Source organism: Vibrio sp. NFR, from assembly GCF_027587095.1.
In the GTDB taxonomy this organism is placed as follows: domain Bacteria; phylum Pseudomonadota; class Gammaproteobacteria; order Enterobacterales; family Vibrionaceae; genus Vibrio; species Vibrio harveyi.
This window is the reverse complement of the sequence record NZ_JAPPTN010000003.1, coordinates 395,436-421,151: the sequence shown is the minus strand read 5'-3', so window position 1 is coordinate 421,151 and position 25,716 is coordinate 395,436. Positions and strand designations below refer to the sequence as shown.

The 25,716-nt window shown below is 46.4% G+C and carries 25 protein-coding genes; 17 read left to right on the top strand and 8 right to left on the bottom strand.

The window, feature by feature from the left end; genetic code table 11:
• Positions 1-327 precede the first annotated feature (327 nt).
• Positions 328-2,157, top strand: coding sequence for a translational GTPase TypA (gene typA / locus OH463_RS08455; RefSeq protein ID WP_005448526.1), 1,830 nt, complete (start codon positions 328-330; stop codon positions 2,155-2,157).
• Between the two features lie 75 nt (positions 2,158-2,232).
• On the top strand, positions 2,233-2,781 hold the full coding sequence (locus OH463_RS08450; protein ID WP_269990977.1) for an AAA family ATPase: 549 nt from the start codon (positions 2,233-2,235) through the stop codon (positions 2,779-2,781).
• Between the two features lie 97 nt (positions 2,782-2,878).
• On the opposite strand, the gene OH463_RS08445 is transcribed toward OH463_RS08450, so the two are convergent.
• Entirely contained in the window at positions 2,879-3,520 is a 642-nt protein-coding gene (locus OH463_RS08445) for a DUF2959 domain-containing protein (protein WP_005448522.1), read from the bottom strand.
• 35 nt (positions 3,521-3,555) lie between these two features.
• Between OH463_RS08445 and OH463_RS08440 the strand changes: the two genes are divergently transcribed.
• The 3 genes from OH463_RS08440 to OH463_RS08430 all read left to right on the top strand — a co-directional run bounded on the left by OH463_RS08440 (position 3,556) and on the right by OH463_RS08430 (position 5,932).
• Positions 3,556-4,500, top strand: coding sequence for a virulence factor BrkB family protein (locus OH463_RS08440; protein WP_005448517.1), 945 nt, complete (start codon positions 3,556-3,558; stop codon positions 4,498-4,500).
• Positions 4,472-4,906, top strand: a complete 435-nt coding sequence (gene dtd, locus OH463_RS08435; protein ID WP_005434513.1) for a D-aminoacyl-tRNA deacylase — start codon at positions 4,472-4,474, stop codon at positions 4,904-4,906. Before OH463_RS08440 ends, dtd begins: the two co-directional genes overlap by 29 nt.
• Positions 4,907-5,014: 108 nt before the next feature.
• A complete protein-coding gene (locus OH463_RS08430; RefSeq protein ID WP_005448516.1) occupies positions 5,015-5,932 on the top strand; it encodes a bifunctional GNAT family N-acetyltransferase/hotdog fold thioesterase in 918 nt (305 codons plus the stop codon).
• Here OH463_RS08430 and OH463_RS08425 read toward each other — a convergent pair.
• From OH463_RS08425 to hslR, 4 genes are all read right to left on the bottom strand, one after another.
• Positions 5,918-8,137, bottom strand: coding sequence for an AsmA family protein (locus OH463_RS08425; protein ID WP_269990976.1), 2,220 nt, complete (start codon positions 8,135-8,137; stop codon positions 5,918-5,920). The two genes, OH463_RS08430 and OH463_RS08425, sit on opposite strands and share 15 nt — an antisense overlap.
• 164 nt (positions 8,138-8,301) lie before the next feature.
• On the bottom strand, positions 8,302-9,930 hold the full coding sequence (gene pckA / locus OH463_RS08420; RefSeq protein WP_005448514.1) for a phosphoenolpyruvate carboxykinase (ATP): 1,629 nt from the start codon (positions 9,928-9,930) through the stop codon (positions 8,302-8,304).
• 337 nt (positions 9,931-10,267) lie between these two features.
• Positions 10,268-11,143: an Hsp33 family molecular chaperone HslO gene (gene hslO, locus OH463_RS08415; RefSeq protein WP_017817173.1), complete on the bottom strand. Its 876-nt coding sequence runs from the start codon at positions 11,141-11,143 to the stop codon at positions 10,268-10,270.
• 31 nt (positions 11,144-11,174) lie between these two features.
• Entirely contained in the window at positions 11,175-11,561 is a 387-nt protein-coding gene (gene hslR, locus OH463_RS08410) for a ribosome-associated heat shock protein Hsp15 (protein WP_005448506.1), read from the bottom strand.
• 256 nt (positions 11,562-11,817) lie between these two features.
• On the opposite strand from hslR, the gene gspC reads away from it, so the two are divergent.
• The 12 genes from gspC to OH463_RS08350 are packed head-to-tail and all read left to right on the top strand — an operon-like array spanning position 11,818 to position 23,188.
• The gene (gspC, locus tag OH463_RS08405) at positions 11,818-12,741 is read left to right on the top strand and encodes a type II secretion system protein GspC (protein WP_009701537.1); all 924 of its coding nucleotides are present in this window, start codon (positions 11,818-11,820) and stop codon (positions 12,739-12,741) included.
• A gap of 36 nt (positions 12,742-12,777) precedes the next feature.
• Positions 12,778-14,814: a type II secretion system secretin GspD gene (gene gspD, locus OH463_RS08400; protein ID WP_009698982.1), complete on the top strand. Its 2,037-nt coding sequence runs from the start codon at positions 12,778-12,780 to the stop codon at positions 14,812-14,814.
• Positions 14,807-16,309: a type II secretion system ATPase GspE gene (gspE, locus tag OH463_RS08395; protein WP_005448500.1), complete on the top strand. Its 1,503-nt coding sequence runs from the start codon at positions 14,807-14,809 to the stop codon at positions 16,307-16,309. Before gspD ends, gspE begins: the two co-directional genes overlap by 8 nt.
• Positions 16,309-17,529: a type II secretion system inner membrane protein GspF gene (gene gspF, locus OH463_RS08390; RefSeq protein ID WP_009698980.1), complete on the top strand. Its 1,221-nt coding sequence runs from the start codon at positions 16,309-16,311 to the stop codon at positions 17,527-17,529. The genes gspE and gspF overlap by 1 nt, the downstream gene beginning before the upstream one ends.
• A 60-nt stretch (positions 17,530-17,589) precedes the next feature.
• Positions 17,590-18,033, top strand: a complete 444-nt coding sequence (gene gspG / locus OH463_RS08385; RefSeq protein WP_005434493.1) for a type II secretion system major pseudopilin GspG — start codon at positions 17,590-17,592, stop codon at positions 18,031-18,033.
• A 31-nt stretch (positions 18,034-18,064) separates the two neighbouring features.
• Positions 18,065-18,670, top strand: coding sequence for a prepilin-type N-terminal cleavage/methylation domain-containing protein (locus OH463_RS08380; RefSeq protein ID WP_033001300.1), 606 nt, complete (start codon positions 18,065-18,067; stop codon positions 18,668-18,670).
• Complete coding sequence (gspI, locus tag OH463_RS08375; protein WP_020480854.1) at positions 18,651-19,046, top strand: type II secretion system minor pseudopilin GspI; 396 nt, start codon at positions 18,651-18,653, stop codon at positions 19,044-19,046. The genes OH463_RS08380 and gspI overlap by 20 nt, the downstream gene beginning before the upstream one ends.
• Positions 19,033-19,752, top strand: a complete 720-nt coding sequence (gene gspJ, locus OH463_RS08370) for a type II secretion system minor pseudopilin GspJ (protein WP_009702504.1) — start codon at positions 19,033-19,035, stop codon at positions 19,750-19,752. The genes gspI and gspJ overlap by 14 nt, the downstream gene beginning before the upstream one ends.
• Positions 19,745-20,755, top strand: coding sequence for a type II secretion system minor pseudopilin GspK (gene gspK, locus OH463_RS08365; protein WP_005448494.1), 1,011 nt, complete (start codon positions 19,745-19,747; stop codon positions 20,753-20,755). The genes gspJ and gspK overlap by 8 nt, the downstream gene beginning before the upstream one ends.
• A complete protein-coding gene (gspL, locus tag OH463_RS08360) occupies positions 20,724-21,926 on the top strand; it encodes a type II secretion system protein GspL (RefSeq protein ID WP_269990975.1) in 1,203 nt (400 codons plus the stop codon). The genes gspK and gspL overlap by 32 nt, the downstream gene beginning before the upstream one ends.
• Before the next feature lie 7 nt (positions 21,927-21,933).
• Positions 21,934-22,425, top strand: coding sequence for a type II secretion system protein M (locus OH463_RS08355; protein WP_005448492.1), 492 nt, complete (start codon positions 21,934-21,936; stop codon positions 22,423-22,425).
• A 1-nt stretch (position 22,426) separates the two neighbouring features.
• On the top strand, positions 22,427-23,188 hold the full coding sequence (locus OH463_RS08350; RefSeq protein ID WP_005448490.1) for a type II secretion system protein N: 762 nt from the start codon (positions 22,427-22,429) through the stop codon (positions 23,186-23,188).
• Positions 23,189-23,477: 289 nt separating this feature from the next.
• Here the strand turns inward: OH463_RS08350 and cysQ are convergent, their stop codons facing one another.
• The 3 genes from cysQ to nfuA all read right to left on the bottom strand — a co-directional run bounded on the left by cysQ (position 23,478) and on the right by nfuA (position 25,679).
• Positions 23,478-24,305: a 3'(2'),5'-bisphosphate nucleotidase CysQ gene (cysQ, locus tag OH463_RS08345; RefSeq protein ID WP_005448488.1), complete on the bottom strand. Its 828-nt coding sequence runs from the start codon at positions 24,303-24,305 to the stop codon at positions 23,478-23,480.
• 47 nt (positions 24,306-24,352) lie between these two features.
• Complete coding sequence (gene nudE, locus OH463_RS08340) at positions 24,353-24,919, bottom strand: ADP compounds hydrolase NudE (protein ID WP_009698975.1); 567 nt, start codon at positions 24,917-24,919, stop codon at positions 24,353-24,355.
• A gap of 175 nt (positions 24,920-25,094) precedes the next feature.
• On the bottom strand, positions 25,095-25,679 hold the full coding sequence (gene nfuA / locus OH463_RS08335) for a Fe-S biogenesis protein NfuA (RefSeq protein ID WP_005448480.1): 585 nt from the start codon (positions 25,677-25,679) through the stop codon (positions 25,095-25,097).
• Positions 25,680-25,716: the final 37 nt, after the last annotated feature.

Here is a 25,716-nt window from a genome sequence, read left to right as displayed (position 1 = left end):
TGATCTGCAGGCGCACTGTTATGGTGCATTATTTTATTATTGCACCACAATGTGACAACTACGTTGCTTATTCAGCCCAGTTTTTGAGCAAGAGTCAATTTGTAATATGCGCGATTGGAATAAAGTTGCGTTGAATCAATTCGCATGGCGCTCTAAAGCGGGTGTTAAGCGTAAATTTGACAGAAATGCTCGGGAGTAGATCACATATCTCTATGCTTTTTGCTAGAATCTGGTACATTATGGCCGTTTTTTTAATCAGTAAATGTCGTCAGAGAGCACCCGTTCTCAGCATGAGGGCATTTCATCTATCTAAGTGAATCAATATCCATGGCTACTCCACAGATTGATAAATTAAGAAATATCGCGATTATCGCGCACGTTGACCACGGTAAAACAACGTTGGTTGACAAGCTGCTACAACAATCAGGCACGCTTGAGTCTCGCGGTGAAGCTGAAGAGCGAGTCATGGACTCGAACGACATTGAAAAAGAGCGTGGCATTACCATTCTTGCTAAGAACACAGCAATTAACTGGAATGACTACCGCATCAACATCGTAGATACTCCGGGACACGCGGACTTCGGTGGCGAAGTAGAACGTATCATGTCGATGGTAGACTCAGTTCTACTTATCGTTGACGCTGTTGACGGTCCAATGCCGCAAACTCGCTTCGTAACTCAAAAAGCATTTGCTCACGGTCTTAAACCAATCGTTGTAATCAACAAGATTGACCGTCCTGGTGCACGTCCTGATTGGGTTATGGACCAAGTCTTCGACCTATTCGACAACCTAGGTGCAACTGACGAACAGCTAGACTTTAAAGTTGTTTACGCGTCAGCACTTAACGGTTGGGCTTCTCTAGAAGAAGGCGAAACTGGCGAAAACATGGAACCTCTATTCGAAACTATCGTTGAAGAAGTAGCGGCTCCAGAAGTTGACCTAGACGGTCCACTACAGATGCAAGTTTCTCAGCTAGACTACAGCTCTTACGTTGGTGTTATCGGTGTTGCTCGTGTAACTCGTGGTAGCGTGAAAGCAAACCAACAAGTAACAGTTATCGGTGCTGACGGTAAAACTCGCAACGGTAAAGTGGGTACAGTAATGGGCTACCTTGGCCTAGAACGTCACGAAGTTGAGCAAGCTAACGCTGGTGATATCATTGCAATCACAGGTCTTGGCGAGCTAAAAATCTCTGACACTATCTGTGCGCAAAACGCAGTAGAAGCACTACCGCCGCTGTCTGTTGATGAACCAACAGTAACAATGACGTTCCAAGTAAACACGTCTCCATTCGCGGGTAAAGAAGGTAAGTTCGTTACTTCACGTAACATCCTTGAGCGTCTAGAGAAGGAATTGGTACACAACGTTGCATTGCGTGTAGAGCAAACAGACGATCCAGACAAATTCCGCGTATCAGGTCGTGGTGAGCTTCACCTGTCTATCCTGATCGAAAACATGCGTCGTGAAGGCTTCGAGCTTGCTGTATCTCGTCCAGAAGTAATCATCAAAGAAGAAGATGGTCAGCTATTGGAACCGTTCGAAACGGTAACTATCGACGTTATGGAAGAGCACCAAGGCGGCATCATGGAGAACATCGGCCTACGTAAAGGTGAGCTGAAAGACATGTCTCCAGATGGTAAAGGTCGTGTACGTATGGACTTCGAAATGCCATCTCGTGGTCTGATCGGCTTCCAAACTGAGTTCATGACGCTGACTTCTGGTTCTGGTCTTCTATACCATACGTTTGATCGCTACGCGCCACACAAAGGCGGTAACATCGGTCAACGTGTAAACGGTGTACTAATTGCTAACGCAATGGGTAAAGCGCTAACTAACGCACTATTCAACCTTCAAGAACGTGGTCGTCTATTTATCGGTCACGGTGTTGAAGTTTACGAAGGCATGGTTATCGGTATTCACAGCCGCGACAACGACCTAACAGTAAACGCACTGAAAGGTAAGCAGCTAACCAACGTTCGTGCATCTGGTACAGATGACGCACAGGTTCTTACTCCACCAATCAAGATGACTCTTGAGCAAGCACTAGAGTTCATCGATGATGACGAACTAGTAGAAGTAACACCTGAAAGCATCCGTATCCGTAAGAAATTCCTAACGGAAAGCGATCGTAAACGTGCTTCACGTTCAGCAAAATAATTTGCTGTAACGGATTCTATTAAGAATAAGCCCCGAGTTATGCTCGGGGCTTTTTGTATCTGAAGGAATAAGACGATGACGCCAATTGTTATCACTGGTGGTCCGGGTGCAGGTAAAACCACCTTGTTGAATGCGTTAGGCGAGTTGGGGTACGCCACCTTTGCTGAAGGTTCACGTACCTTGATTGAGCAGCAAAGCCAATTGGACAATGGTATTTTGCCTTGGACGAATTTACCTGAGTTTGCCAACTTATGCCTTGAGTTAATGGGCAAGCAAAAGCGAGAAGCGCTGAATCATCCAGTCGCTTTTGTTGACCGTGCTATCCCAGACATCGTGGCATACCTAAAAGTGGGCGGCTGTCCTGTTGAACAAGCCTTCTTGATTGAGAGTGCAGGGTACCAGAGTAAGGTGCTCACATGTCGACCTGAAGCCTCTATTTATGTTCAAGATGATGTGCGTCCACACAGTTTTGAAGAGGCGCTACAAATCCATCAAACCTTAGTCGATACCTATACTGAACTGGGGTATGAAGTGGTTGAAGTGCCATGGGGAAGCGTAGCTGAACGGGTGGTGTTTGTTCGACAAGTAATAGGCTTAGTTGCTGAGGTAGAAGGTGGGGAGTAAAGATAGAGCTTGGTAGGTATGCCGGTAACTGACGGAGCGAGGGATAGTTTGGTCGTTAGATAGCAAAACCTCCTCACGAGGAGGAGGCTTTATCGAATTACTTTTGATTCAGCTGCTGTAAGAACTTATCTGACTCAGCAATCGCGGCATTCATTTGTTTGATTGCGTATTGAATGTCTTTCTCTAGGCTAGAGAATTCACCTTTCAGTGAGCCGATCGCGCTCGCGTTCAAGTTATGCTTGAGGTAAAGCGTGTTGTCACGCAGTGTATTCAATACTGGCGTCATTTTGTCTTCTGCACGCTTCATAGCGTTAAGCATGGTTTTGTAAGAGGCTTTGGTTTCACGCAACTTCTGTTCGCTAGAGCGACGCAGTTTCGCACTGGTGTATAGGTCTAGCTCGCCTTGCCATTCATCAAACAGAGCATCTGACACATCTTCAATTGCAGCAATCCGGTCGCGTACATCTTGCGCCGCTTTTTCACTGTCTTCGTATTTGTCGTTAATGTTGTTGTAGACGCTTTCCAGCTCACCGCCGTCAAAGTTAGTTAACGCAGAAAGAGCTTCTAGCGCGCTGGTGAACTCTTCTTGTGCGTCTTGCTGCGATTCTTTGGCGTCTTCCACACGATCAACCATAATGTCACGTTTGTGGTAACCCACTTGTTCCATTGCTGAATAATATGCGGACTGACATCCTGTCAAAGTGAAAATTGATAGTACAATTGCTAATAAATAAGGCATTCTTATGTCCTCGACGCTAATTTATGGGATGAACTATGAACCAGTTATCAGAGAGTTACAAGGTGAGATTGAGCAAGCTCGTGCCGGGGAGCGTCGCGTTTTTCAAATATTTGCTCAAGCGTATGACGCACGATCGCGTCAACGTTAATGCAGGCTATTTAGCTTACATCACTTTGTTGTCTATTGTGCCGATGTTGACGGTATTGCTGTCGATATTGTCGAAGTTTCCGGTATTTGAGAATGTGGGCGAAACCTTGCAAGGTTACATCATTGATAACTTTGTCCCTGCTTCTGGTGATGCAGTCAGAGTTGCGTTGCAAGAGTTTGTCTCAAACACAGGCAAGATGACCGCCGTAGGTGGTGCGTTCTTGTTTGTTGCCGCTTTGATGCTGATTTCGAATATCGACAAGAACTTAAACTACATTTGGCGAGTGAAAGATAAACGTCGTCCTGTGTTTTCTTTCTCCATGTATTGGATGGTGTTGACCCTTGGTCCGATTCTAGTCGGCGCGAGTATTGCTGCGACCTCCTACGTGACATCGCTAAAGCTGATTGAAAACGAAACCTTATCGGGCGCTTACAACCTGTTTTTACGTTGGTTACCTTTACTGTTGTCCTTTTTTGCGTTCATGGGGTTGTACTTCTTAGTGCCAAACAAAAAGGTTTACCTATCCCATGGTGCGGTTGGTGCCGCTATTGCCGCTGTGCTGTTTGAACTGAGTAAGAAAGGCTTTGCTTTCTACATTACTCAATTCCCGTCATATCAGCTGATTTACGGTGCGCTCGCCGCGATTCCCATCCTGTTTGTGTGGGTGTATCTGTGCTGGCTGATCGTATTGATTGGCGCGGAAGTGACTGCTGCTCTGGGGGAAAGAGAGCACTGGAGTGACGACCTAGAAATGATACACTCGACCGCTGAATTGCAATTAACAGATGAAGGAAGCGAGAGTCGTGATAGCGCTAATTCAACGAGTCAGTGAAGCCGCCGTTCGTGTAGACGGTGAAGTTGTCGGTGAAATCGACCAAGGTCTACTTGTCCTACTTGGTGTAGAGAAGGACGATGATGAAGCAAAAGCAAAGCGTTTGATGGAGCGCGTAACCACGTATCGTGTGTTTGAAGACGATGAAGGCAAAATGAACCTTAACGTCAAACAAGTGAACGGTAAGGTTTTGGTGGTGTCTCAATTTACGTTACCAGCGGATACCAAAAAAGGCACTCGCGCAGGCTTTTCTCGTGGCGCGCACCCTGCGGATGCAGAACGTCTGTATGACTATTTCTCGGATTTGTGTGAGCAAGAACTGCCAACACAACGCGGTCGCTTCGCGGCAGATATGAAAGTGTCATTAATTAATGACGGTCCAGTGACTTTTTGGCTACAGGTCTAATCTGGCAACCACAACATCATGGTCTAAGCTTTAAGCCCAAGTAAATTGAATTTGCTTGGGTATTTTCTCCTAAGGCTTTCATTTGATTTGTACTTTCAAAGGATTGATATGTTCAAACTCATAACTCCAAAAACAGAAAATCAGCTCAACAAGTACTATCAATTTCGTTGGCAGTTGCTGCGCGAACCTTGGCGTATGCCTGTAGGCTCCGAGCGTGATGAGTACGATGGCATGAGCCATCACCGCATGATTACCGACAGTCGTGGTCGTCCGATGGCGATTGGTCGTTTGTACATTACCCCAGATAACGATGGTCAGATCCGCTATATGGCGGTGAAGAACAACCGTCGTAGTAAAGGCATGGGCTCATTAGTGCTGGTGGCGCTTGAGTCGTTAGCTCGACAAGAAGGGGCGAAGCGTCTGGTGTGTAATGCCCGTGAAGATGCGATTGCCTTCTATGAGAAGAATGGTTTTGAGCGTCGCGGTGAGCTGACCGATGAACGTGGTCCCGTGCGTCACCAACAAATGGTTAAACAGCTTGACCCAATGGCGGATGTGCTACGTCGTCCTGATTGGTGTACCGAGCTGCAACAGCGTTGGGAAGCGCAGATCCCGATTGCAGACAAAATGGGGATCAAAATTAACCAGTACACTGGCTATCAGTTTGAATGCAGTGCGCAGCTCAATCCAAACCTGAACCCGCACAACACCATGTTTGCCGGTTCTGCGTTTACCCTAGCAACGCTAACTGGCTGGGGCATGACGTGGCTGTTGATGAAAGAGCGTGGTTTGCACGGTGATATTGTGTTGGCGGATAGCTCGATTCGTTATCGCCATCCTGTTGAAGAGAACCCAGTCGCGAGCACGTCGTTAGATGGTATCAGTGGTGACTTGGATAGACTTGCTTCAGGTCGTAAAGCGCGTATCGTTATCCACGTAGTGATTTACAGTGGAGATGTGCCTGCCGTGGATTTTGTAGGCACATACATGCTGCTGCCAAATTACTCTAAGCTACTCAGCTGTTAGATTATTAGGCGCTGGTGTTTCTTGTGGCGCATCTTGGTTTTCTGATGCGCCTAGTTCTGTCTTGGTTTTATCTGTTGCTAGATTGGCACGTTCTTCGGAGACCTTTTCTTCTGAGGTCTGCGCTTCAAGGCTTGAATCTTTAGTTACGTCTTTTTGTTCTGAGATAAGTTGCTCTTCTGAATGCGGCGCTACGGCTGATTCTTGTTCTTCCTCTACAACCTCACTTAACTCTTCCTCATATTGTTCTAAGTTGATGGGATCAATACTGGTGCGGCTTGTTGTTTTTGACGAGCTCTGTTCTGATTCTGCTGGTTTTACTGATTCAGTCTGTTTTGATGTATTTGTGCATTCATTTGTTTTGACTTCGCCACTTAGCACATCACCTTGGATCGAACCACATGCTTCTTGGAGTTGGTAAATCACGCCACTTAACGGGTTGTTCGCCATATCAAACTCACCAGACAGATTGCCCGAGATGGCTTCGCCTGAAATGGTCACCGGTTGAAGCTCAACAGCACCACGTTGAGCTGCCAAACGCAAAGGGCTCAAAGTGATCGCTGTGAGTGAATCATCCGCTTGTGACTTTAAGGTGGTATCACGTAAGTTGGCTTCCACTTCGCCCGATAAGCTGTAAGCAAGCATGTTTTGATCGCCGGCTAAGCCTTTTAAGTCGAGACTTAGGTCTGAGAAGCCATTGACCGCGAGCACTGTTGGCAAATAGGGGTGAAGCAATTGCAAGGGAATCCCATCGGCGTTGAGACTCAACGCCCAAGGTTGGCTGGTGGTGCTGAGATCGATTTGCCCTAAGCCTTCGATATAGCCTTGCTCTAACGGTGCAAACAAACGTGTCAGTTGCCACAAGCCATTGTCACTCTGTGTAGAAATGGCTGCGTGTGATGTGATTACTTGATCGTAACTTGCGTTTACCACGCTAGCATCAAGCTTACCGTTCCAAATTCCCCAGTGACCATTACGGTGTTTTACTTCGAGCTGGTCACCTTCCAAATTCAAGCCAGAAAGCTGCCAGTAAGGTTGTTTAGATAACTGGATAACTTGGCTGCGTTCAATCTCTAACTGCTTCACATCGACTTGCTGGAGCCTTTCTGTGGCGATTTGCCACCAGTCGGTCTTATCGTCAGGTTGGATAGCCCATTTCAATCCATTGATGGTTGCGCTGTTGATTTTCCAATGCTGTGGCTCGAACTCACCAGATACCTGCACACTACCTTGCTGCCAATCAAAGCTTAGTTCTTGTAGTTGGATTGACTCCGGCTTGAGTTGGGCGTTCAAACGAGGCTCAACTGCGGTTTGGTCTTGGAAACTGACGCTGTCAGCTTGCAAAGAAACCTGTGCTGTTGTTTTCCAAAATGACAGTGGCAGAGAGGCGTTTTCTACTGATAACTCAAGGTTGTGCCAATGCCAATCTCCGTACTCAATATCTGCATTCAGGAGATCGAGGCTGTTGATATGGTTGATATTAATTGGCAACGCTTGCCATGGTTTAGCGAGTAAAGATTGCAAGTGTAGGTTATCGATTTTCAGCTTATCAAGGGTCACATTCACCAGTGACCAGCCTTGTGGGTACTGTTCGCCTTGTCCTGAGACTTCACTGCCACGCCAGTTAAATGAAGCGCCGTAAAGTGTGCTGTCTTGGGCTTTGTAATCCAAGTCTATAAGCAACTTATCGAAAGCTTCGCCATTCCAATACAATTGATCAGCCGAAAGTTGAACCTCACCATAAGGTATTTGCTGAGCATCGCTCGACCAAATTGGGTTTTGGATCTGTACATTCAAGCCATTAATGCTGAATGCATCATCTGCGTAATCGATGTTCTTTAACGCGATTTGATGGAAATAAACATTGCTGAGCGTCGGCAATGTTGGCATGCCGTGTTGCAGGCTCAGACCATCAATCAACAGACTGTCGACAATCCAATTTCCGTCACGACGAACATCGGGGTTCAGCCATAGATCGACTTGCTCAATGAACGGCAAGTTTTTTTGTTTTGTCGCCACTCCATTGAGGGTGAGGTGATAAGGAAATTCGTATTGCACGTTATCTGCATGCAGCGGTAGGTCGACTAGATCAGAAAATAGATTCCATGTTTGGCGAGAATAAGAGGTGGTCAGCATCCCCACAAAGACAACCGGAATTGCAATCGTCACTATGAGTATAAGAAGTAGAACTCGAACTGCTGTTTTCATCCCTGCCAAAACCTGTAAGTAATATGAAGTAAGTGTGAGAGTCTCGACTTACTAAGATAGGTTTAAGCTTGTATCAATCTTGAGGCAGATTCAATAAAAAGCCCCTCAAAAGAGGGGCTTGACGATTATTTTTGTAGCTAAGTCACGAAGAGTTAGCGAGTGGTCTAGTCGAGTTGAGGACCTGCAGCCACTAGTGATTTACCTTCTGCGTTGTCAGTGTACTTATCAAAGTTGTTGATGAAGCGCTCTGCCAAGTCTTTTGCTTTGCTTTCCCATTGTAGTGGGTCAACGTAGGTATCACGTGGGTCAAGGATGCTTGGGTCCACGCCAGGAAGTGAAGTAGGCACTTCTAGGTTGAAGATAGGAATATGCTTAGTCTTCGCATCTTCAATTGAGCCATCAAGGATTGCATCGATGATGCCGCGTGTATCTTGGATAGAGATACGCTTGCCGCTGCCGTTCCAGCCTGTGTTAACTAGGTAAGCTTCTGCACCTGCTGCTTCCATGCGTTTCACTAGCACTTCTGCGTACTTAGTTGGGTGTAGAGTTAGGAATGCTGCACCAAAACATGCTGAGAACGTTGGCGTCGGCTCCGTGATGCCACGCTCAGTACCAGCCAGCTTAGCGGTAAAGCCAGACAAGAAGTGGTACTTAGTTTGCTCAGGTGTCAGTTTAGACACAGGAGGAAGTACGCCGAACGCATCAGCCGATAGGAAGATCACTTTGTTTGCGTGACCGCCTTTCGATACTGGTTTAACGATATTGTCGATGTGATGCAGTGGGTAAGACACACGAGTGTTTTCAGTCTTAGAACCATCATCAAAGTCGATAGAACCATCGCTACGAACCGTTACGTTCTCTAATAGCGCATCACGGCGGATAGCATTGTAGATATCAGGCTCAGCTTCTTTAGATAGCTTGATGGTCTTCGCGTAACAGCCGCCTTCGAAGTTGAATACGCCGTCGTCATCCCAACCATGCTCGTCATCACCAATTAGTGCACGTTTAGGATCAGTAGATAGGGTAGTTTTACCTGTGCCAGACAGACCGAAGAAGATTGCTACATCGCCTTCTTCACCCATATTTGCACTACAGTGCATTGATGCGATGTCTTTCAGCGGAAGGAAGTAGTTCATCATGGCGAACATACCTTTCTTCATTTCGCCGCCGTACCAAGTACCGCCGATCAACTGAGTGCGCTCTGTTAGGTTGAATACGGTGAAGTTTTCAGAGTTCAAACCGTGCTCTTCCCACTTCTCGTTCGTGCATTTCGCGCCATTCATTACGACGAAATCAGGTTCAAACGTTGCCAACTCTTCTTCTGTTGGACGGATGAACATGTTTTTCACGAAGTGTGCTTGCCATGCAACTTCTGTGATCACTCGAATGCTCAAACGAGTGTCTGGGTTTGCACCACAATAACCGTCAATCACAAATAGACGCTTACCTGAAAGCTGGTTGGTCACTAGCTCTTTTAGGTCGTCCCATACTTCTTTGTTGATTGGTTTGTTGTCGTTTTTCACTGCGTCAGAAGTCCACCACATGTGCTCTTCTGTCGTTGCATCTTTAACAATGTACTTATCTTTTGGTGAGCGACCAGTAAAGATACCAGTGTCTACGGCAACCGCGCCGAGTTCTGTAACCACACCACGTTCATAACCTGTTAGGTCAGCACGGGTCTCTTCCTCAAACAGCATTTCGTAGCTTGGGTTGCGAACAACCTCTTTAACGTTATGCAGTCCGTGTTTGGTTAGATCAAGTGTTGCAGCCTTTGTATGTTCCATAACGGTCATAGGTGCTCCTTATAAGGATTTTTGTAGGGATTTTGTAAGAATGTTTTAATTTTTATCTGCTCACCATGCTAGCAACGGGGCGGGGAGAAAACAGGGATATAGTTCAAAAATTATCCATGATTTCAATGTGGTTTTAGGTAACCCGTCACATATTGGTGCGAATAGTTTATCGTGGGCGCAAACCTTTGCGCTAGGGCAAAAGAATTATTAATTATTTAAAATTAAGCGGTTGCTTTATTACGTGAAAAGCCAAGTTATACGAGGGTTTGATCACAAAAAGGTCAGCGTTGCGCTGACCTTTTGAAGGGTAAATTACATGCTTGTTAAGCTATGAAAATTAATGCACGGTTTTATTGTCTGAAGTTGCCTGCGTATACAGTTCGGTAATTTCAGATTCGTCGAACGTGTATGACGTGCCGCAGTAATCACAATGTAAAGAAATTGATCCTTCTTCGGCTAAAATGTCATAAATTTCAGTTTTATCAACAGTGATGATCGCTGCACCGCTACGCTCACGAGAACAACCACAGTGGAATTCCACCGGTTGCGGTTCGTATAGGCGAACAGAATCTTGGTTGTATAGACGGTAAAGCAGTTCATTTGCAGGTAGTGTGAACAGCTCTTCGTTTTTCACTGTCGCAGTCAGTTGCTCTAGGTGCTCAAAGTCTTCAGGTGTACCCGTACCATCTGGCATTACCTGAATCATCATACCTGCTGCGTGCTTTTTGCCCTCATGTTCACCAGTGCGGATCCAAAGACGTGTTTTTAGCTGTTCTGAGTTTGCGAAGTAACCTTCGATAACGTCAGCTAGCGTTTCACCTTCTAGACCAACCACGCCTTGGTAGCGTTCGCCTTTTTTAGGTTCGATGGTGATCACCAGGTAGCCTTTACCCATCATGTCGTGCAGGCTTGCGTCTTCAGCAATGTCGCCTTCCCAACGTGCAACGCCGCGGATCTTCTGATCGTGGTCGCCGTTAATGACAGCTAGTGATACAGGACCATCACCTTGTAGTTGGATAGTGATTGAGCCTTCGAACTTCAAAGTTGCAGTTAAAAGAGTGGTTGAAACGAGTAGCTCACCCAACAGTTTTTGCAGTGCTGCCGGATATTCCTTGCTGGAGATAATACGTTGGTATGCTTCATCCAATTGAACCAACTCGCCACGTACTGAAAGATCTTCGAATAGGTAGCGGTTTAAAACATTATTTGCCATGGAGTGCTTTCCTCGTCGGTAATTCCGGCTTTTATTGGTGTTTGAACTTGATGATGTCGCGGCGCTGCTTCTTATCTGGGCGGCGTTCCGGACTTGGGTTGTGGGCGTTGAGTTTGCGCTGCATCGCATGCTCTTCACGTTGGCTGATGCTTGATTCAGTCTCGCGATATAGCGTTTGAGCGATAGGTGCGCCTCGGCGTTGATCAGAGATTTTCTCGATGATCACCGTCTTCTCTTCGTTACCTTGACGAAGGCGAATCTCAGCACCCAATTCAACGATTTTACTTGGTTTGCTTCGTTGCCCATTATAGTGGACTTTACCGCCATCGACCATATTACGAGCGATAGAGCGGGTTTTATAGAATCTGGCAGCCCACAGCCATTTATCTAGCCTTACGGCTTCATTTACGGAACTCATAGAACTCTGTGCAATCTAATCACTGCATTAATGGCGCAGTGACTGGTGGATTATTCACCTACAGATGGTGCCAAGGCTGTTTTTTTTCAAGGGAGTTGGCAAAAACGGCATAAGAAAAAGGTATGAAAAGGAACTTGTGATATAGTTCACTGCTCTTTGTTGAGTAGTAATTTTATTGCAATTTTAGCAAGATAGGGTCGACATTCTTTGACTTATACTTAAGGTCGACGGACGTAAGAATAAAGGAATCAATTCAGTGAAGCGTTTAGAGCTAAGTGCAGGATTAGCAAGCAGCCCGCTACTGGCTCAGATTAAGTCCAACAATCACACCATTCAAGCGAAACTTAGTGTGCTTCTTACTTGTCTATTTATAGCCATGACGGGTTGGATACTTGGCAAAGTGGTGTGGCTAGCAATGCCTCAAACTTCTGATGTGGCTCAATGGAAGCCGTCAGCAAGTGCTGTTGCGTCAACGAGTAAAAAAGACGCGATTGATTTTAACGCCCTCCAAAATGCCAATTTGTTCGGGAAGTACACTGAGCAAAAGCCGGTCGTAATAGAACAACCTGTCGTGCAAGATGCGCCTAAAACCCGCTTAAACCTAACACTTGTTGGTGCAGTTGCGAGCAGCAACGCAAAAACGAGTTTGGCGGTTATTGCCAATCGAGGTAAGCAAGCGACATATGGTATTGGCGAAGAAATTGACGGCACACGAGCAGAATTAAAAGCGGTATTGGTCGATCGCGTGATCATTGACAACCAAGGTCGAGACGAAACCTTGATGCTACAAGGCATTGAGTACAGCAAACTGTCTGAAAGTCGACCGGTTAATCAACCCAAAGCTCAAAAAGCAAATAACTCATCCGCAGTGAGTGAAAAGGTTGATCAAATCCGCGCGGAAATTGCTAAAGATCCGCAAAGCGTATTCAAGTACATCAACATTTCTCCGGTTAAGAAAGACGGGGGGATTGTCGGCTATCGCGTTTCACCAGGACGTGATGCGGCACTGTTTAATGATGTCGGTCTAAAAGCTGGTGATATTGCGGTGCAATTAAACGGGATCGATTTAAGTGATCCATCATCTTCAGTAGAACTGATGCAAGTGATGAACGATCCGCAAGAATTGAATTTGACTGTTGAGCGTGATGGCCAACAGTACGACATCTATATCCAATTGTAATACTTAGGCAACCAGCGTAAGTTCAGGGAGACATACGTGAAACATTGGTTTAGCAAAAGTGCTTGGTTACTAGCAGGTACACTACTCTGCGCACCGGGTGCGATGGCGAACGAGTTTAGTGCTAGCTTCAAAGGCACAGACATTCAAGAATTCATCAACATTGTTGGTCGTAACCTAGAGAAGACCATCATCGTTGACCCATCGGTACGCGGCAAAATCGACGTACGCAGCTACGACGTTCTTAACGAAAAGCAATACTATAGCTTCTTCCTCAACGTTCTTGAGGTGTATGGCTATGCTGTTGTGGAAATGGACAACGGCGTACTGAAAGTCATCAAGGCGAAAGATTCAAAAACCTCTGCGATTCCAGTTTTGGGCGATGACAGTGCGCAAGGCGACAGCGTGATTACACGTGTGGTAGCGGTGCGTAACGTATCGGTTCGTGAGTTATCGCCGCTACTGCGTCAACTTATCGATAATGCGGGCGCGGGTAACGTCGTGCACTATGACCCTGCTAACATCATTTTGATCACAGGTCGTGCTGCGGTGGTTAACCGCCTTGCTGAAATCATCAAGCGTGTTGACCAAGCGGGTGACAAAGAGATCGAAGTGGTTGAGCTGCGTAATGCATCTGCTTCTGAAATGGTTCGTATCGTTGATGCCCTGAACAAAACGACGAACCAAAAAAGCACACCTGAATTCCTAGAACCAAAAATCGTAGCGGATGAGCGTACCAACTCAATCCTGATTTCTGGTGACCCAAAAGTACGTGCTCGTCTGAAGCGTTTGATTCGTCAACTTGATGTCGAAATGGCGACTAAAGGTAACAACCGCGTGGTGTACCTCAAGTACGCTAAAGCAGAAGACCTAGTTGATGTACTAAAAGGTGTCTCTGACAACCTACAGGCTGAGAAGCAAGCAGGTCAAAAAGGTGGTTCATCTTCTGCAAAACGTGGTGAAGTGGTGATTGCAGCTCATGAGGCAACTAACTCGCTCGTACTGACAGCTCCGCCAGATATCATGATGGCACTGCAGGACGTGATTTCTCAGTTGGATATCCGTCGTGCGCAAGTATTGATTGAAGCGCTAATCGTTGAAATGTCGGAAGGTGATGGTATTAACCTTGGCGTTCAATGGGGCTCGTTGGAAACGGGTGCGGTTATCCAATACGGCAACACTGGTGCACCGATTGGTCAGGTGATGGTTGGTTTGGAAGAAGCGAAAGATACGACTGAAAAGAAACCGATTCGTGACTCAGATACTGGTGCGATTAAGTACTACGAAGAAACGACAGTGAAAGGTGACTATTCGACCCTAGCATCCGCTCTTGGTGGTGTTAACGGTGCAGCAATGAGCATCATGATGGGTGACTGGACTGCACTGATTACGGCAGTGTCATCGGACTCAAACTCAAACATTCTGTCTTCTCCAAGCATTACTGTAATGGATAACGGTGAAGCGTCATTCATTGTTGGTGAGGAAGTGCCAGTAATTACTGGTTCTACTGCTGGTTCAAACAATGACAATCCATTCCAAACGGTCGATCGTAAGGAAGTGGGTATCAAACTGAAAGTGGTTCCTCAGATCAACGAAGGTGACTCTGTTCAACTGAACATTGAACAAGAAGTTTCTAACGTGCTAGGTGCAAATGGTGCTGTTGACGTGCGTTTTGCTAAGCGCCAATTGAACACTTCAGTAATGATTCAAGACGGTCAAATGCTAGTTCTTGGTGGTCTAGTTGATGAGCGTGCGCTTGAAAGTGAATCTAAAGTGCCACTGCTGGGCGATATTCCAGTGCTTGGTCATCTGTTTAAATCAACCAGCACACAAACTGAGAAGCGTAACTTGATGGTGTTCATCAAGCCGACCATTATCCGTGATGGTATGACGGCTGATGGTATTACGCAGCGTAAGTACAACTTCATCCGTGCTGAGCAGCTATACAAAGCACAAGAAGGTTTGAAACTGATGGATGATTCAAACATTCCAGTGATGCCTGAATTTGGTCAGGAACGTAAGCACCCTGCTGAAATCCAAGCCTTCATCGATCAGATGGTAAAGAATAATGGTTGATATGTTAGACACTGCGCCAAGTATGCGCCGTCTGCCATTCAGTTTTGCCAACCGCTTTAAACTGGTATTGGAGACGGAGCACCCTGAGCGCCCTCCAATTCTATATTACGTAGAGCCGCTCAATCCTGCGGCTCTCGTTGAAGTACGCCGAGTTCTAAAACAAAACTTTATCCCTCAAGCGATGGATAAAGAAGCGTTCGACAAAAAGCTCACTGAAGCTTATCAGCGAGACTCTTCTGAAGCTCGTCAGTTGATGGAAGACATTGGTGCAGACAGTGATGACTTTTTCTCTTTAGCGGAAGAGTTGCCGCACGATGAAGACTTGTTGGAGTCTGAAGATGATGCACCAATCATCAAGTTGATTAACGCCATGCTTGGTGAAGCGATCAAAGAAGGGGCGTCGGATATCCATATCGAGACGTTTGAGAAAACCCTTTCGATTCGTTTCCGTGTTGATGGTGTATTGCGTGAAGTCTTAACCCCAAGCCGCAAGCTCGCTCCTTTGCTTGTTTCTCGTGTGAAGGTAATGGCGAAGCTTGATATTGCAGAAAAACGCGTACCTCAAGATGGTCGTATTTCGCTGCGTATTGGTGGTCGTGCAGTAGACGTGCGTGTGTCGACCATGCCTTCATCACATGGTGAACGTGTCGTAATGCGTCTGTTGGATAAGAACGCGACTCGTCTTGATTTGCATAGTTTGGGTATGACGCCGTCTGTGCATGACAACTTCCGTCATTTGATTGGTCGTCCTCATGGCATCATATTGGTGACCGGTCCGACAGGTTCGGGTAAGTCGACCACCTTGTATGCTGGCTTACAAGAGATCAACAGCAACGAGCGCAATATTCTTACCGTTGAAGACCCGATTGAATTTGATATCGATGGCATCGGTCAAACGCAAGTGAACCCGAAGGTCGACATGACGTTTGCGCGTGGTTTGCGTGCGATTCTTCGTCAAGACCCGGACGTCGTGATGGTCGGTGAGATCCGTGACTTAGAAACCGCACAGATTGCCGTACAAGCATCTTTGACTGGTCACTTAGTAATGTCAACGCTACACACCAATACCGCAGTTGGCGCAATCACGCGTCTGCGCGATATGGGTATCGAACCATTCCTGATTTCTTCTTCGCTATTGGGCGTGCTAGCTCAGCGCCTAGTTCGTACGCTTTGTTCTGACTGTAAAGAACCATACGAAGCGGATAAAGAACAGAAGAAGCTGTTTGGTTTAGAAGAACACGAATCATTGACTTTGCATCGTGCTAAAGGTTGTGAAGTGTGTAACCAGAAAGGTTACCGTGGACGTACTGGTATTCATGAGCTGCTGATGGTGGATGAGAAGGTTCAAGAGCTGATCCACAGTGAAGCGGGTGAGCAAGAAATTGAGAAAGCCGTACGTGCACACACACCAAGTATTCGTAGTGATGGTTTAAGTAAGGTTCACCGTGGTATCACTTCTCTTGAAGAAGTCATGCGAGTGACCAAGGAAGCGTAATGGCAGCATTTGAATACAAAGCGCTGGATGCGAAAGGCAAACAAAAGAAAGGCACTATTGAAGGGGATAACGCCCGTCAGGTGCGCCAACGCCTAAAAGAGCAGGGCATGATCCCTGTTGAGGTGATGGAAGCCAAAGCGAAAGCCGCTAAGTCTTCAGGTGGTTCGGTTGGCTTCAAACGTGGGATCAAAACCGCAGAACTTGCCTTGATTACTCGTCAGCTATCAACGCTTGTACAGTCTGGTATGCCATTGGAAGAGTGTTTAAAAGCTGTTTCCGAGCAAGCTGAAAAGCCGCGTATTCGTTCGATGATCGCAGCAGTGCGCTCAAAAGTGACGGAAGGTTATCCGCTGGCAGACAGTTTGGGTGATTACCCACATGTGTTTGATGAGCTATTTCGTTCTATGGTGGCTGCTGGTGAAAAATCTGGCCACTTAGATGCGGTACTGGAGCGATTAGCGGAATACGTAGAAAACCGCCAGAAGATGCGTAATAAACTGCTTCAAGCCATGATTTACCCTGTGGTACTTGTGGTGTTTGCGGTGGGTATCGTGTCGTTACTGCTTTCTTCTGTGGTACCGAAAATCATCGAACCAATCATTCAAATGGGGCAAGAGTTACCACAGTCGACGCAAGTATTGTTGTCAGCCAGTGAATTTGTCCAAGAATGGGGTTTAATCATCTTTGTTGTGTTGGTGGTGTTTTTCTATGGATTGAAGCTCGCACTGCAAAGACCCAATTTCCGTTTAGCATGGGACAGAAAAATCCTCAGTCTGCCTTTGCTAGGCAAAATCTCTCGAGGTCTTAATACGTCTCGATTTGCGCGCACATTATCGATTTGTACTTCAAGTGCGATTCCTATTCTTGAAGGTATGCGCGTCGCGGTGGACGTTATGTCAAACCGATACGTGAAACAACAGGTCTTAGTGGCGGCTGACAACGTACGTGAAGGTGCAAGTCTGCGCAAAGCGTTGGATCAAACTCGCTTGTTTCCACCAATGATGTTGCACATGATTTCTAGTGGTGAGCAGAGTGGTGAACTAGAGAGCATGCTAACCCGTGCGGCTGACAACCAAGACCAAAACTTTGAATCTACAGTGAATATCGCTTTGGGGATTTTCACTCCAGTGTTAATTGCACTGATGGCTGGTCTCGTTCTTTTCATCGTAATGGCGACATTGATGCCAATGTTGGAAATGAATAACTTGATGAGCGGATAAAATTCGAGTTAAGTCGTGTCTATTGATGGCACGGCTTGAATCTAACTTTCGGAGAAAATAATGAAATTTAAGCGCAGTAAGCAACAAGGCTTCACTCTATTAGAAGTAATGGTTGTTGTTGTTATTCTAGGTATTTTGGCGAGTGTTGTTGTTCCTAACCTACTAGGTAACAAAGAAAAAGCAGACCAACAAAAGGCGATCACAGACATTGTGGCATTGGAAAACGCGTTGGACATGTACAAGCTGGATAACAGCGTTTACCCAACGACAGACCAAGGTCTAGATGCATTGGTGAATAAGCCTTCTAACCCAGAGCCGCGTAACTACCGTGACGGTGGTTACATCAAGCGTCTACCATCTGATCCATGGGGCAACGAGTACCAGTACCTAAGCCCTGGTGACAATGGCACGATTGATATCTTTACTCTAGGCGCTGATGGTCAAGAAGGCGGCGAAGGTCCGGCTGCAGATATCGGCAACTGGAACATGCAAGATTTCCAATAAGCCCTCGCTTAAACCAGCACTAATGAAAAAAATGCAAAAACACCTCGGTTTTACATTGATAGAAATTCTATTGGTGCTGGTTTTGTTATCCCTTACCGCTGTCGCGGTGATCGCAACTTTGCCTACCAGTCAAAAAGACCTTTCCAAACAATACGCGCACAGTTTTTTTCAGCGCTTACAACTGCTTAATGAAGAAGCTGTACTAAGTGGCAAAGATTTTGGTTTGCGTGTTGATGACGTTAAATCTACCTACACTTTGTTGAGCTTGACCCAAGATGGCTGGCAACCACTGGAATTAAAGCAGATCCCAAGTGAAACCAAGCTTGAGGGGGATATTTCTCTGCAGTTGGATTTAGGTGGTGGTGCGTGGGATAAAGACGATCGACTGTTCGAACCTGGCTCCCTGTTTGATGAAGACATGTTTGCTGAGGAAGAGGACAAAAAGAAAAAGAAAGTGAAGCCACCTCAAGTGTTCATTTTCTCTAGTGCAGAGATTACGCCTTTCACCCTGTCATTCTTCCCTGAAGAGGGAGATGCATTTAACGATGGCTGGCGGATTATTGGTAAAGAGACTGGCGAGATAGAGTTATTAGCGCCAGGAGAAGAAGCAGAAGATGATGACAATACGACATTCTAAGCCAAATCGTATTGGCACATCGCACTGCAATACTCGAGGTATGACATTACTTGAGGTGTTAGTCGCACTTGCGATTTTTGCCACAGCCGCGATCAGTGTGATCCGCTCTGTGAGCCAACACATCAATACGGTCAGTTATTTAGAAGAAAAAATGTTTGCAGCTATGGTTGTGGATAACCAAATGGCGAATGTGATGCTCTCAACGGAAAAGCTTAAAGCAAAGAACGGTACTGAAGAGCTAGCAGGGCGCACTTGGTATTGGAAAATCACGCCCGTTGCCACCACGCAGCCATTGCTGAAAGCATTTGATGTCAGTGTCGCGACTGAGAAAAACGCGAGCCCAGTGGTTACGGTGAGAAGTTATGTTGCGCAGTAAGATTCAACGTATCAACAAACACCGCAAACGCAATCAACGTGGTTTTACTTTGATTGAAGTACTGGTGTCGATTGCCATTTTTGCCAGTATGAGTGTTGCTGCTTACCAAGTCGTGTCACAAGTGCAGCGCAGTAATGTGTTGTCCCAAGAGCGTACTCAGCGCCTTAATGAGCTGCAACGTGCGATGGTGATGATGGATAACGATTTTCGCCAAATGGCAATGCGTCAGATGCGTACCAATGGCGAAGAACCATCAAAGCAACTACTGTTTTGGTCAGATTATCTGCTTGATTCAGATGCAAAAGGCGTGATGTTTGCTCGTCTAGGTTGGCACAACCCACAACAGCAATTTCCACGTGGTGAAGTTACGAAAGTGGGCTATCGCATTAAAGATGAAGTGCTGCAACGTGTGTGGTGGCGATACCCAGATACGCCAACAGGGCAAGAAGGGATCGTGACGCCTTTACTCACTCAGGTCGAAGAATTCGATATGCGCTTTTATGATGGAAAGTCATGGAAGAAAGAATGGGCAAGTAGCAGTGAGTTACCTAAAGCGGTATCGGTTATTTTGAAGCTAAAAGACTATGGTGAGATCACTCGCACCTATCTGACGCCGGATGGAAAACTTGCGTCAAGTAGCCAAGATAACTCTGGCGGTAGCAACTCGTCTGGGGGTAACAACTCCTCTGGAGGTAATAATGGCTAGTCGTCAACGTGGGGTCGCGCTCCTTATCGTTTTGATGCTACTTGCCATCATGACGACAGTCGCCGCAAGTATGTCAGAGCGACTGTTTTTGCAGTTTCAACGCGCTTCAAACCAGATTAATTATCAGCAGGCGTATTGGTACAGCTTAGGGGTAGAGGCTCTAGCCGAAATTGGTATTGAGCAAAGTTACAAAGACAGCGATACCATTAATTTAAGTCAGCCGTGGGCGATCAAAGAGCAGGTTTATCCGCTCGACTATGGTCAAGCCGCTGGTCGTATTATCGATAAACAGGCGTGCTTTAACTTGAACGTATTGGCAAGTGTCCAACCTAATGGCGCGCAAGCAACTCGTCCATACTTAGTGCAAGTCTTTCAACGTTTGATGGAAGAAATGGACGTTGAACCTTACCAAGCTGAAGTGATTGCCGATTCAACATGGGAATATGTTGATAGTGATAGCACAGTGCGTTCTACGACAGGTGTGGAAGACAGCACCTATGAAGCGATGAAACCCCAATACTTGCCACCAAATGGTTGGATGGCGGATGCGAGTGAGTTACGCGCGGTTTACCAAGTGAGTGGCGATATCTATCAGAAGATAGCCCCAATGGTTTGTGCGCTCCCAAGCGATGATTGGCGTTTGAACGTAAACACAATTGACGTTGAACAAGCACCGATCTTAGTTGCGATGTTTACGCCCGGCTTGAGTAGCAGCGATGCGGTGCAACTGATAGAAAAGCGTCCTTTTGATGGTTGGGATAGCGTTGATGAATTTTTAGCTGAGTCGGAATTAGCTGGCTTAAGTGGTGATGTAAAGAAAAATGCCAAAGGTTATTTGGGAGTAGACAGTTCCTTCTTTGAACTGGATGCACAGGTGTTGGTGGATGAATCCCGAGTGCGTATTCGAAGCCTTTTGCAAAGTACAAATAGAGAAACGGTGACTGTCGTTCGCCGTCGTTTTGGAGGAATCAGTGAGCGAGTTTCTGACCGTTCGGCTGAGTAGCGAACAACAAAGTACCATTCCATGGTTGGTGTGGTCGACACAACAGCAAGAAGTGATTGCCAGTGGTGAAATTGCCGGATGGGAACATCTGGACGAACTGGTAGCCTACGCTGATCAGCGCCAAATTGTTGCGCTGTTAGCCAGTAATGATGTTGTGTTAACAGAAGTAGATATCCCACCAGGCGCATCGCGTCAGTTTGACAGCATGCTGCCATATCTGGTGGAAGACGAAGTCGCGCAAGACGTGGACAACCTGCATTTCACAGTATTAAACAAGCAAGCAGAAACAGCACAAGTGTGTGCAGTGGAGCGAGCTTGGATTCAGACCATTTTGCAGCGTTTCTCCAGCCAAGGTCTTGTGATCAAGCGTATGTTGCCTGATGTTTTGGCAATGCCTGCGAATGATGAAAACAGTTCGGCTGCAATGCTAGGCGAGCAATGGTTAATTCGTCATTCTGACACTCAAGGTGCCGTGGTGGATGCATCCTGGCTCGATCTGTATTTATCCGCTTACCTTCAAAGTAATGAAGGTTGGAAGCTTGATTGCTACAGCTCTGTACCAGAATCAACGGTGCCAGATATCTGGGTAGCAAAACCAGAAGAAATGACCATGGCACTGCTGGCGAAAGGGGTTGCAGAGAGCAAAATCAATCTCCTCACTGGCGCTTTTAAACCGAAATCCTCGTGGGGTAAGTACGTTAAGGTATGGCAGAAAACAGCGATTGCCGCTGGTGTGTTGTTGGTGGTACTTGTTGGTCAACAATTGTTGATGGTTCATAAATACGAAGCGCAAGCTCAAGCGTATCGCGAAGAAAGTGAACGTATTTTCCGTCAAATATTCCCGAATAAGCGTCGTATTCCGACAGTCAGCTATTTGAAGCGTCAAATGACCGATGAAGAACGCCGTTTATCTGGTGGTTCGAGTGATGTGGCGATGCTGTCTTGGATCGCGGCACTGCCAACGACTCTGGGACAGGTGAATGATCTGCAAATCACCAGTTTTAAATATGACGGTCAACGTGGCGAAGTTCGTATTCAAGCGAGCAGCTCTGACTTCCAGCCATTTGAACAAGCACGTGTGAAACTGGCGGAGAAGTTTAACGTCGAACAAGGTCAACTGAACCGCAACGGCAACGTTGTGATGGGCAGTTTTGTGTTGAAGCGTCAGTGAGGTGATGATGAAGAATTTAATCGCACAAGCTCAAGCTTGGTGGAGCAGCATCTCGCAACGTGAGCAACGTCTGGTGATGGGCGGTAGCATTATTGCTGTCCTTGGCATCATTTACTGGGGCCTTTTACAGCCAATGAATCAACGAGCTGAATTAGCTCAGTCTCGAATTCAAAGTGAGAAACAACTGCTAACTTGGGTACAAGATAAAGCCGATGATATTACCGCACTACGTAAAAGTGGCGGTGTTAGCTTTTCCAATCAACCATTGAACCAAGTGGTGTCTTCATCTGCGCGCCGCTACAAAGTTGAACTGATCCGTGTACAACCGCGTAATGATAGCGTTCAGGTGTGGATTAAGCCTCTGGCATTCAATCAGATGGTGGATTGGTTGCGTTATCTAAAAGAACAACAAGGGATTGAGGTGGAATTCCTAGACATCGACCGTACTGAGCAAGCTGGTATGATCGACGTAAACCGCCTGCAATTTAAGCGAGGTTAAGGTGAAAAAAGCTGTTCTTTACGTTGTTATTTTTATTGCCTTTTTCTCGACTAGTTTAATTGCTGGTTTGCCAATCTCTTGGGTACTACAACAAGTGCCTATGGTGCGAGGTTTAGATATTCAAGGTGCGCAAGGCACGGTTTGGCAAGGTAGCGCATCCAATGTGCGTTGGCAGCGTCAAAACCTGGGAGAATTGAACTGGGACTTCCAACTGTCGGGGCTATTTACCGGTAAAGCCGAGTTTGCGGTACGTTTTGGTCGCGGTAGCGATATGGACGTTCGTGGACGAGGTTTGGTTGGCTACAGCCTTACCAGTGGTCCGTATGCTGAAAACTTAGTCGCATCTATTCCTGCGGCAAAAGTGGTTGAACAGGCACGCCTTCCAGTTCCTGTTGGGGTGGAAGGGCAACTTGAACTGAACATCCGCCATGCGACATACGCAGCACCTTGGTGTAAGACTGCGGAAGGCACGTTAGTTTGGAGTGCGAGTGGTATTCAAAGCCCGCTAGGTAGCCTTGAACTTGGGCCTGTCATTGCCGATTTAAACTGCAAAGACAGCGTATTATCAGCGTCTGGCGAACAGAAGAGTCAACAAGTATCAGCGGCGTTTTCCGCTGAGCTCATGCCAAATCAGCGTTACTCAACGAAAGCTTGGTTTAAACCAGGAGCGGAGTTCCCATCGGGTATGAGCGACCAACTAAAATGGCTGGGTAATCCTAACTCGCAAGGTCAATACGAGTTTGATTACAAAGGGCGTTTCTAGCCAAATCTGTCATTCAGAACATTATCAAAGAGCTGCCAGTGTGCAGCTCTTTTTGCTTTTGGATCATGGTAGGCTAAACCCTCTATTTGCTGTACGAAAACTTAGTTGGTTATTGGTTTGTTCTTTAACCTTATGATTTTTATGTGAATAATGCGGCTTTGTGCAGGTTGGTAAGCATTTGGATCATAGTAGGCCAAATGCTCCTAACGCTGTACAAAAGGCAAAAAGAAAGGCCACGAAGTGAATTCGTGACCTTCTTTCTCATTGATATAGTCAGGCTGAATGGCGATCAATCTTTGTGTTGTAGAATCTCATTCCAAGGCAAATCAGCATCGCCAAGTACGATAAAGTTTGGGTTCTCCAACGTCTCGCGCTCATTGTAAGATAGCGGTTCAAGTTGCGTACTGAGAATTCGTCCGCCCGCTTCTTCTACAATGCATTGTGTAGCAGCGGTATCCCACTCGCCAGTTGGACCTAGACGTAAATAACAGTCCACTGCACCTTCAGCAACAAGGCACGCTTTGAGTGCGGCAGAGCCAAGTGGAATCAAATCGTAATTCCAAGCGCTACTCATGCGGCTCGTGATGCGGTTAATGTCTTGACGACGGCTGATCGCGATAGCAATGTTTTGTCCAGGTTGCTCATGTTTATGAGTGTGGATTTTTACACTTTCAGACATGTCTGGAATCTTCCACGCGCCCTTACCGTTGTATGCATAATACGTAACACCAGAAACCGGACCGTAGACTACGCCCATGGTGGGTTTGTTGTTGTCGATAAGCGCAATAATGGTTGCAAAGTCGCCGCTGCGTGCGATGAACTCTTGTGTGCCATCAAGTGGGTCGACTAACCAGTAGCGTTCCCATTGTGCACGCTGCTCTAAGCTGATATCTGCAGCTTCTTCAGAAAGCACCGGGATATCTGGCGTCAACTCACTTAAACGCTCGGTGATCAGCTTGTGCGCCGCGATATCTGCGCTGGTGACTGGGGTCTCGTCACTTTTAGTGTATGCTTCGTACTGCTTTTTCTCGTAAATATCGAGAATCAATTGTCCTGCGCTGCGAGCAATTTCGATGACTTGCGGAAGCAGGTGAGATAAATCTTTTGTCATTGGCATAAGTAATGGTCCTTTCTCACGATTATGGTCCAGCTCTTCGGCTGTGATTAATTTTGTTTGTGAGTGGTGTTTTGTAAGTGTTTCAGTGCCAACATCAACGCTGTGATGCTTCGTGCTTCACAAAAATCTAAGTGCGTTAATAGTTCTTCCGCTTGCGCTAATGGCCAGCGAACGATTTCTAATGGTTCTGGCTCATCACCTTCTTGTTTCTCTGGGTATAGGTTTTGTCCCAAGAACAGCGTCATTTTGCTCGAGAAGTAAGAAGGCGCAAGGATCACTTGTTTTAAGGGGGTTAGCTCATGAGAACCAAAACCAATTTCTTCTTTTAACTCTCGATCTGCTGCTTCTATCGGTGTTTCTCCAGGGTCGATAAGACCTTTCGGAAAGCCGAGTTCGTAGCGTTCTGTGCCCGCCGCGTATTCACGTACTAGCAGTAAGTCACCTTGCTCAGTGATAGGCACTACCATCACGGCATCGCGACCACTTGGTTTCATGCGCTCGTAAGTACGCAGTTCACCATTAGAGAAGCGAAGGTCGAGGGCTTCCACTGCAAACAGCTTAGATTGTGCGACCGTCTGACAAGAGAGTATCTCTGGTGGGGTCCTTTTCGACATAGCGCTGGCTCCTTAGTGTCGTTTACTCAGCGAGAGAAATGAGATTTCTTAATATATGAGAAGAAAGCTCGAGTTTCTAGCGTGATGATTCAGCTTAACTCAATTGAAAACAAAAATGGGAGGCAAACGCCTCCCATTTCTCGTCGATATGCATCGCTAACAAGCCATGAACGACTTAGTAGTAAGAGTGATCACCACGATCGTGCTCTGTTGCATCGCGAACTGCCGTCAGTTCACCAACGAATTGGTTTAGAAGTTCTTTTTCAATGCCTTCTTTTAGCGTTACATCGACCATTGAACAGCCGTTACAACCGCCGCCGAATGCAACGATTGCGATGCCATCGTCTGTGATTTCAACTAGATTTACGTGACCACCGTGACCTGCAAGTTGTGGGTTCACTTGAGTTTGGATTACGTACTCAACACGTTCTACAAGTGGAGCGTCGTCCGCCACTTTACGCATTTTTGCGTTTGGCGCTTTTAGTGTTAGCTGAGAACCCATTTTGTCTGTCACAAAGTCGATTTCAGCGTCTTCTAGAAACGGTAGGCTTAGCTCGTCAACGTAAGCTGAAAAACCGCTGTAAGGGATTTCAGTGTCAGTACCTTCAATGGCTTCTGGTGGGCAGTAAGACACGCCACACTCTGCGTTTTGTGTTCCTGGGTTCACGACGAAAATACGAATGTTTGTGCCTTCAGGCTGTTGACCTAAAAGGTTGGCGAAATGCGTTTGCGCAGTTTCTGTAATAGTAATATTTGACACGACGAATACCTGAGTAATTTTGTAGGCTATTGCTGCT